Here is a 7,378-nt window from a genome sequence, read left to right as displayed (position 1 = left end):
GTACGCGCTCGGCGTGCTCCACGCCGACCAGCGGCACGAGGTGGAGGCCGCCCGGTTCGCGTTCCAGCGGGCCTGGCAGAAGGAGACGGTGGAGGCGATGTGAACGACACCCCGGTCCAGGCCGCGGGCTGCGTCCTGTGGCGCCGCTCCCCGGTGGACGGCGCCCTGGAGATCTGCCTGGTCCACCGGCCGAAGTACGACGACTGGTCCCACCCCAAGGGCAAGCTCAAACGGGGCGAGGAGCCGCTCGCCGGTGCCGTGCGGGAGGTGGCGGAGGAGACGGGGTACCAGGCCCGGCCCGGCGCCGAGCTGCCGACGCTGCGCTATCTCGCCGACGGCCGCCCCAAGCAGGTGCGTTACTGGGCGGCCGAGGCCACGACGGGCCGTTTCACACCCGGCGACGAGGTGGACCGCATCCTCTGGCTGTCCCCCGGCGCGGCCCGCGCCCGGCTCACTCACCCCAGGGACCGGGAGCTGGTGGACGCGCTGCTGCGCCGGTTCGAGGACGCGTAGCGGCGCCTCACGCGCCGGCCGCGTGGCCGTCCGCGTCCGCGCGGGCCAGGCTGCGGGCTCTGCGGGCCGGCCCGCGCCACCCGCAACTGCACCGGGCCACGCAGAAACGACCCTGTTCGCTCGTCGTCGTGCGATGGTCCTGCCCCTGCCGGGCCGGCTCCGGCCCGTCCTGCTGCGCCACTCCTGCACGGTACCCGACCCCCCAAAGCGCCCGTAAAAGAGCTCGTAAAGAGCCCGTACGGGCCCGACCGGGCTGCGCCGGCGCGTGACGGCAGTCCCCTACCCGTCGTTAACCGGACGACAGGGGGCCCGTGACGGACATACCGCTGGGGGTAGGCAGGCGATGGATCGGCGGCAGCGCAGGCGCGCGGGCAGGGCGGTCGTAGCGGCAGGGATCATGCTGGGCCTGGGGGCAGGTGCCACGGGCTGTTCCGGCAGCGGTGTCGCCGCCGCGGACGTGAAGGGCGGCGCGGACGACCCGGTGGCCACCCTGACCCGGGCCGCCGACACGCTGCGCGAGGCGGGCAGTTCCAAGGCGGGCACCGCCATGGAGATGGCCGCGGGCGGCACCCGGGTCACCATCCGCGGCAAGGGCGTCTACGACTACCGCCGCCGCCTCGGCCGGCTGACTGTCGTCCTGCCCGAGGACCCGGCGGGCACCCCCGAGCACCGGCCCATCACCGAACTCCTCGCCCCGGGCGCCCTGTTCATGAAGAACCGCGGGGCCGGGGTGCCGGCCGACAAGTGGGTGCGCGTGGAGACCGCCTCGCTGTCCGACGGCAACCTGGTCACCGGCGGCGCGACCGATCCGTACGCGGCGGCCGAGGTGCTGCGCGGGACGCGGCAGGCGACCTACGTGGGCCGCACCGAGGTCGCCGGGGTCGCGGTACGGCACTACCGGGGCACCGCGGACCTGGCGCGGGCCGCGCGGTACGCCCCGGCCGACGTCGGCAAGGCCCTGGCAGCGGCGGCGAAAGGGTTCGCCACGGCCGAGGTGCCGTTCGACGCCTACCTCGACGACCGGGGCCGTCTGCGCAAGCTGCGGCAGAGCTTCGCCTTTGTCAACGGCCGGCAGAAGACCCAGGTGGCGGTGACCTCCACCACCCTGCTGTACGGCTTCGGCGCCCCCGTCGACGTGAGCCTGCCGCGCTCCCGGGACATCTACGCGGGCCGGATCGCCGAGGACGACGACGGCAGCGGAGGCTGAATCAGGCCGTGCACTAGTCCGGGACGCCACCCCGTAAGTAGCCCGTCCGTGCCATGCGCGGTGTGTAGACCGCTCCCTACTCTAGGAAGCGGGTGACGGCAGAGAAGAGGTGAGGCAGGTGGCTCCGGTCGGCGGCACGGCGGTTCAGGACCACGTGGCCCTCGCCGAGATCGAGCTGTGCGGCGAGCTGATCATCGCGGCCTCGGCCGCCGAGGACCGGCTCAGCCTGGAGAGCATCGACCAGGTGCTGCGCGTGGCGGAGGAGCGGGACGCCTGAACCCGCTCAGGTCCGCAGCAGCCGGCCGATCGCCTTGGTCGCCTCGTCCACCTTCGCGTCGATCTCGTCGCCGCCCTTCAGGGCCGCGTCGGCCACGCAGTGGCGCAGGTGCTCCTCCAGCAACTGGAGCGCGAAGGACTGCAGCGCCTTGGTGGAGGCGGACACCTGCGTGAGTATGTCGATGCAGTACGTGTCCTCCTCGACCATCCGCTGCAGGCCGCGGATCTGGCCCTCGATCCGGCGCAGCCGCTTGAGGTGCTCGTCCTTCTGCTTGTGGTAGCCGTGCGTGGCGCCGGCCTCGGTCGTCGTCATCGCGGGCCTCCGTATCGGGACGAGCCGTGGGTACGTGTGCGCACAGAGGTCCGCAAACATACCCCTACTGGGTATATGGTACCGAACTTTGCGGGGTGAGGGGCCCTTGGTGCGCCCCCATGATGATCACTTTGTCCGATGGGCGACACTGGGATGCGGCCCGATAGCCGTGGCCGGATGATGCGCCTAGCATCAGCCTGACCGAAACCGAAGCACCCCGAGGAACCCACGTGCGCTTTCGTCTGACCCCCAGGGAGACGAGCTTCTATGACATGTTCGCCGCGTCCGCGGACAACATCGTCACGGGCTCGAAGCTCCTGATGGAACTGCTCGGGGCGGACTCCTCCGCCCGGGCCGAGATCGCGGAGCGCATGCGGGCAGCGGAACACGCAGGTGACGACGCCACGCACGCGATCTTCCACCAGCTGAACTCCTCGTTCATCACGCCGTTCGACCGCGAGGACATCTACGCCCTCGCCGGCTCCCTCGACGACATCATGGACTTCATGGAGGAGGCCGTCGACCTGGTCGTCCTCTACAACATCGAGGAGCTGCCGAAGGGCGTCGAGCAGCAGATCGAGGTGCTGGCCCGGGCGGCCGAGCTGACCGCGGAGGCCATGCCGAACCTGCGCACCATGGACAACCTCACCGAGTACTGGATCGAGGTCAACCGGCTGGAGAACCAGGCGGACCAGATCCACCGCAAGCTGCTCGCCCACCTCTTCAACGGCAAGTACGACGCGATCGAGGTGCTGAAGCTGAAGCAGATCGTGGACGTCCTGGAAGAGGCGGCGGACGCGTTCGAGCACGTGGCGAACACGGTGGAGACCATCGCCGTCAAGGAGTCCTGAGGCGTCGATGGAGATCTTCGCCCTGGTCGTGACCATCGCGGTCGCGCTCTTCTTCACGTACACGAACGGCTTCCACGACTCCGCGAACGCCATCGCGACCTCGGTGTCCACCCGGGCGCTGACCCCGCGGGCGGCGCTCGCCATGGCGGCGGTGATGAACCTCGCCGGCGCCTTCCTCGGCTCCGGAGTCGCCAAGACGGTGAGCGAGGGCCTGATCGCGACGCCCTCGGGCTCGACCGGGATGGGTCTGCTTCTCGCGGCGCTGGTCGGCGCCATCACCTGGAACCTGGTCACCTGGTACTTCGGCCTGCCCTCGTCCTCCTCGCACGCGCTGTTCGGCGGCCTGGTGGGCGCGGCGCTGGCGGGCGGCACACAGGTGCACTGGAACGGGGTGGTCGACAAGGTCATCGTCCCGATGTTCCTGTCCCCGGTGGTCGGCCTGATCGTCGGCTACCTGGTGATGCTGGCCATCATGTGGATCTTCCGCCGGGCCAACCCGCACAAGGCCAAGCGGGGCTTCCGCATCGCGCAGACCGTCTCGGCGGCCGGCATGGCCCTCGGACACGGCCTCCAGGACGCCCAGAAGACCATGGGTGTCGTGGTGATGGCCCTGGTGATCTCCGGCCACGAGTCCTTCGGCGACCCGATCCCGGTCTGGGTCAAGATCGTCTCGGCGCTGATGCTGTCCCTCGGTACGTACGCGGGCGGCTGGCGCATCATGCGCACCCTCGGCCGCAAGATCATCGAGCTGGATCCGCCGCAGGGGTTCGCGGCCGAGGCGACGGGCGCGTCGATCATGTTCGGCACGGCGTACCTCTTCAAGGCCCCGATCTCCACCACCCATGTCATCACTTCGGCGATCATGGGAGTGGGCGCGACGAAGCGGGTGAACGCGGTCCGCTGGGGCGTGGCCAAGAACATCGTTCTGGGCTGGTTCATCACCATGCCGGCAGCGGCCCTGGTCGCCGCCTGCGGCTACTGGCTGATCGATCTTGCCTTCCTCTGACATTCCTCTGTCCGACGGACGACCACGACTTCGCCGGGACCTCCGAGGCGCACCTGCGGGTCTGCATCCGCGACGACGGACTGGAGATCGGCAACACCCGCAGCGACTGGGTCGACTTCGACGCCGGCGGCTACTGACCGCCGCCGGCGGACAAAGCGGCGGGCCCGCCCCCGGGAGCCGGGGGCGGGCCCTTCTGCGTCCTCGCGGTGGCACCGCCATGCAGCACCGCGAGGGGATCGGGGATCAGCCGAAGCGGCCGGAGATGTAGTCCTCCGTCGCCTGCACCGAGGGATTGGAGAAGATCCGCTCGGTGTCGTCGATCTCGACGAGCCGGCCCGGCTGACCGACCGCCGCCAGGTTGAAGAACGCCGTGCGGTCCGAGACACGCGCCGCCTGCTGCATGTTGTGCGTCACGATGACGATCGTGAAGCGCTCCTTCAGCTCACCGATCAGGTCCTCGATGGCGAGGGTGGAGATCGGGTCCAGGGCGGAGCAGGGCTCGTCCATCAGCAGGACCTTCGGTTCGACCGCGATCGCCCGCGCGATGCACAGACGCTGCTGCTGGCCGCCGGAGAGACCGGAGCCCGGCTTGTTCAGCCGGTCCTTGACCTCGTTCCAGAGGTTCGCGCCCCGGAGCGACTTCTCGACGATGTCGCCCAGCTCGCTCTTGCGGTGGTCACCGTTCAGGCGCAGGCCCGCCGCCACGTTGTCGAAGATCGACATCGTGGGGAAGGGGTTCGGGCGCTGGAAGACCATGCCCACCTCGCGCCGCACCGACACCGGGTCGACCCCGGAGCCGTAGAGGTCCTCGTCGTCCAGCAGCACCTTGCCCTCGACGCGGCCGCCGGGGGTGACCTCGTGCATGCGGTTCAGCGTGCGCAGGAACGTCGACTTGCCGCAGCCCGAAGGGCCGATGAACGCCGTCACCGAGCGCGGCTCGACGGTCATCGAGATGTCCTCGATCGCCTTGTGGGAGCCGTAGTAGGCGGTCAGCCCGCTGACGTCGATTCGCTTTGCCATGTCTGCTTCTTCACTTCCGGTCAGGCGCCTGATGGGCCGCGTCGGCGACCGGCCCGCGGCGGAGCCGCAGATTGTCAGCGCGGGGCCTTCCAGCGGGCGATGCCGCGGGCCACCAGGTTGAGGATCATCACGAAGGCGATCAGCGTGAGCGAGGCGGCCCAGGCGCGGTCGTAGGCCGCCGTCGAGCCGGAGCTGTTCGCGTACTGCTGGTAGATGTAGAGCGGCAGGGCCTGCTGCGCACCCGAGAACGGGTTGTTGTTGATGAAGCTGTTGCCCCACACCAGCAGCAGGATCGGCGCCGTCTCGCCCGCGATGCGGGCGACGGCCAGCATGATGCCGGTGGTGATGCCTCCGAGGGAGGTCGGCAGGACCACCTTCAGGATGGTGCGCCACTTGGGCACGCCCAGCGCCAGGGACGCCTCGCGCAGTTCGTTCGGGACGAGCTTGAGCATCTCCTCCGTGGAGCGGACCACGACCGGCATCATCAGGATCGACAGGGCCAGCGAACCGGCGAAGCCGAACGGCTGCATGTCCGACATCAGCATGAGGCTGAGGATGAACAGGCCCGCGACGATCGACGGGATGCCGGTCATCACGTCGACGAAGAAGGTGACCGCGCGGGCGAGCCCGCCGCGCCCGTACTCCACCAGGTAGATCGCCGTCAGGACCCCGATCGGGGCGCCGATCAGGGTGGCGAGGCCGACCTGCTCCAGGCTGCCGATGATGGCGTGGTAGATGCCGCCGCCCGGCTCGGAGTCGGCGACGACGCCCATGGAGTGGGTGAGGAAGTAGGGGTCGAGGACCTTCACACCGCGCTTGACGGTGGTCCAGATCAGGGAGACCAGCGGGATGACCGCGAGCAGGAAGGCCACCCAGACCAGCAAGGTGGCGACGCGGTCCTTGGCCTGCCGCCGGCCCTCGGCCCGCGCCGCGACGGCGAAGGTGGCGAGGACGTACAGGATCGCGGCGATCAGGCCCCACTGGATCTTGCTGCTCAGCCCGAGGCCCAGGCCGATGCCCACCGCGACCACGACGGAGCCGGCGGCGATCGCCCACGGCGACCACTTCGGCAGGCCGGCGCTGCGCAGCGTGCCGGCGCGCTTGTCGGTCAGGCTTGCGGTGCTCATGCGTTGGCCCCCGAGTACTCCTTGCGGCGGGCGATGATCGCGCGGGCCGCGCCGTTGACCAGCAGGGTGATGACGAACAGCACGAGGCCGGAGGCGATGAGCGCGTCACGGCCCTGCTGCGTCGCCTCGCCGAACTTGCCGGCGATGTTCTGGGCGAAGGTGCCGCCGCCCGGGTTGAGCAGGCTCGCCTGGATGTCGAAGGTCGGGGAGAGCACGGTGGCGACCGCCATCGTCTCCCCGAGGGCGCGGCCGAGGCCGAGCATGGAGGCGGAGATCACACCGGAGCGCCCGAAGGGCAGCACGGCCATGCGGACCACCTCCCAGCGCGTGGCGCCGAGGGCCAGGGCCGCCTCCTCGTGCATCCGCGGGACCTGGCGGAAGACCTCGCGGCTCACGTTGGTGATGATCGGCAGGATCATGATCGCGAGCAGGATGCCCACGGTGAGCATCGAGCGGGGCGCGCCGCCGTCCCAGGAGAAGATCCCGGTCCAGCCCAGGTAGTGGTCGAGCCAGCCGAAGACGCCGTTCATGTGCGGTACGAGGACCAGCGCGCCCCACAGGCCGTACACGATGGACGGCACCGCGGCGAGCAGGTCGATCACGTAGGCGACCGGACCGCCCAGCCGGCGCGGGGCGTAGTGGGTGAGGAACAGCGCGATGGCGACCGCGACCGGCACGGCCAGGGCCATGGCGATGACCGAGGAGACCACGGTGCCGAAGGCCAGGACCGCGATGCCGAAGGACGGCGGGACGAGGTTGGTGTTCCACTCGAAGGTGGTCAGGAAGTTGCCGTGGTCGTCGCTGATCGCGAGACAGGCGCGGTAGGTGAGGAAGACCGCGATCGCGGCCATGATCACCAGCAGCAGGATGCCTGAGCCGCGGGAGAGGCCGAGGAAGACCCGGTCACCGGGGCGGGTGGCGCCACGGGCCGCGCGCCTGTGGCCGGCCGCGGCCGGCCGGGGGGTGGGTGGAGGTGCGTCGGTTGTCTTGGTCGATATGTCCATCGGGTTCTCCGGTCTGCGGAGCCGCCCCCCGACGGGGGTGCGCGGCTCCTGGCGGCGGTGC

General features: G+C 70.2%; 9 protein-coding genes. 5 read left to right on the top strand and 4 right to left on the bottom strand.

Annotated elements, in window-relative coordinates:
* Window positions 1-99 precede the first annotated feature (99 nt).
* From ACLU3S_RS21575 to ACLU3S_RS21565, 3 genes are all read left to right on the top strand, one after another.
* The gene (locus ACLU3S_RS21575; protein ID WP_413953559.1) at window positions 100-513 is read left to right on the top strand and encodes an NUDIX hydrolase; all 414 of its coding nucleotides are present in this window, start codon (window positions 100-102) and stop codon (window positions 511-513) included.
* A 343-nt stretch (window positions 514-856) separates the two neighbouring features.
* The gene (locus tag ACLU3S_RS21570; protein WP_413953558.1) at window positions 857-1,720 is read left to right on the top strand and encodes a hypothetical protein; all 864 of its coding nucleotides are present in this window, start codon (window positions 857-859) and stop codon (window positions 1,718-1,720) included.
* Window positions 1,721-1,838: 118 nt separating this feature from the next.
* Window positions 1,839-1,997: a hypothetical protein gene (locus ACLU3S_RS21565; RefSeq protein WP_413953561.1), complete on the top strand. Its 159-nt coding sequence runs from the start codon at window positions 1,839-1,841 to the stop codon at window positions 1,995-1,997.
* A gap of 6 nt (window positions 1,998-2,003) precedes the next feature.
* Here the strand turns inward: ACLU3S_RS21565 and ACLU3S_RS21560 are convergent, their stop codons facing one another.
* Window positions 2,004-2,309 carry a metal-sensitive transcriptional regulator gene (locus ACLU3S_RS21560; protein ID WP_073901267.1) on the bottom strand — a complete coding sequence of 102 codons (306 nt, stop codon included), beginning with the start codon at window positions 2,307-2,309 and terminating at the stop codon, window positions 2,004-2,006.
* Between the two features lie 230 nt (window positions 2,310-2,539).
* Here ACLU3S_RS21560 and ACLU3S_RS21555 point away from each other — a divergent pair, with 230 nt between their 5' ends.
* Both ACLU3S_RS21555 and ACLU3S_RS21550 read left to right on the top strand, forming a co-directional pair.
* Entirely contained in the window at window positions 2,540-3,160 is a 621-nt protein-coding gene (locus ACLU3S_RS21555; RefSeq protein ID WP_413953557.1) for a DUF47 domain-containing protein, read from the top strand.
* 7 nt (window positions 3,161-3,167) lie between these two features.
* A complete protein-coding gene (locus ACLU3S_RS21550) occupies window positions 3,168-4,166 on the top strand; it encodes an inorganic phosphate transporter (protein WP_413953556.1) in 999 nt (332 codons plus the stop codon).
* Between the two features lie 243 nt (window positions 4,167-4,409).
* On the opposite strand, the gene pstB is transcribed toward ACLU3S_RS21550, so the two are convergent.
* From pstB to pstC, 3 genes are all read right to left on the bottom strand, one after another.
* Window positions 4,410-5,186 carry a phosphate ABC transporter ATP-binding protein PstB gene (gene pstB / locus ACLU3S_RS21545; protein WP_413953555.1) on the bottom strand — a complete coding sequence of 259 codons (777 nt, stop codon included), beginning with the start codon at window positions 5,184-5,186 and terminating at the stop codon, window positions 4,410-4,412.
* Between the two features lie 74 nt (window positions 5,187-5,260).
* A complete protein-coding gene (pstA, locus tag ACLU3S_RS21540) occupies window positions 5,261-6,313 on the bottom strand; it encodes a phosphate ABC transporter permease PstA (RefSeq protein WP_413953554.1) in 1,053 nt (350 codons plus the stop codon).
* Window positions 6,310-7,317 carry a phosphate ABC transporter permease subunit PstC gene (gene pstC, locus ACLU3S_RS21535; RefSeq protein WP_413953553.1) on the bottom strand — a complete coding sequence of 336 codons (1,008 nt, stop codon included), beginning with the start codon at window positions 7,315-7,317 and terminating at the stop codon, window positions 6,310-6,312. The genes pstA and pstC overlap by 4 nt, the downstream gene beginning before the upstream one ends.
* Window positions 7,318-7,378 lie beyond the last annotated feature (61 nt).

The sequence above is a fragment of the Streptomyces sp. AF1A genome, assembly GCF_047340315.1.
In the GTDB taxonomy this organism is placed as follows: domain Bacteria; phylum Actinomycetota; class Actinomycetes; order Streptomycetales; family Streptomycetaceae; genus Streptomyces.
This window is presented reverse-complemented; position numbering and strand designations above follow the sequence as displayed.